The following is a 502-nucleotide window of genomic DNA, read 5'->3' as shown; positions in this document are numbered from 1 at the left end:
GGGCGGAAGTTCTCGATCAGGATGTCCGCTTCACTGAGCAGTTTCTTCAGGACCGCCAGGCCGTCCGGATGCTTGAGGTTGAGCGTCAGCGATTTTTTATTGCGAGCCTGGACGAACCACCACAGCGAGGTGCCCTCGTACAACTTGCGCCATTTGCGCAATGGATCGCCGCCGTCCGGCGATTCGACCTTGACCACATCGGCACCGAATTCAGCGCAAATGCGCGAGGCGAACGGGCCGGCGATCAAGGTACCCAATTCGATGACGGTAAGCTTCGTCTGCACGAGCTTGGGAGCGAGCTGCTGCGTCTTCAGTAGCGGTCAGACGTGCTTCGGTTTCTTTCGATGCGCTGCTGCAACCGGTAGCCAGAACTGCGGCCAGGGCCAGAGCAGAGAATTTCAGAACGTTGTTCATCGTGTTCCCCTTCAAGGACTTTCTATTAAGTGGCTGTCTCCTCCGAGTGAGGAAATAGCCGGCGTACATACTACCCATTACTTGTCGT

The 502-nt window shown here is 56.6% G+C and carries 1 protein-coding gene and 1 pseudogene; both read right to left on the bottom strand.

Translation table 11 applies throughout. The features are described from left to right. On the bottom strand, nucleotides 1–284 hold a 284-nt coding region (locus OKJ99_RS23285), incomplete at its 3' end, for a CoA transferase (RefSeq protein WP_326019308.1). Continuing rightward, nucleotides 265–414 (bottom strand): annotated as a pseudogene (gene oprI / locus OKJ99_RS23280) (outer membrane lipoprotei OprI); the annotation flags it as partial. The pseudogene oprI and the gene OKJ99_RS23285, both read right to left, overlap by 20 nt. Between the last annotated feature and the right edge of the window lie 88 nt (nucleotides 415–502).

The organism is Streptomyces endophyticus, assembly GCF_035798155.1.
Lineage (GTDB): Bacteria > Actinomycetota > Actinomycetes > Streptomycetales > Streptomycetaceae > Streptomyces > Streptomyces endophyticus.
The sequence above is the reverse complement of the archived record's forward strand: the minus strand, read 5'-3'. Positions and strand labels throughout refer to the sequence as shown.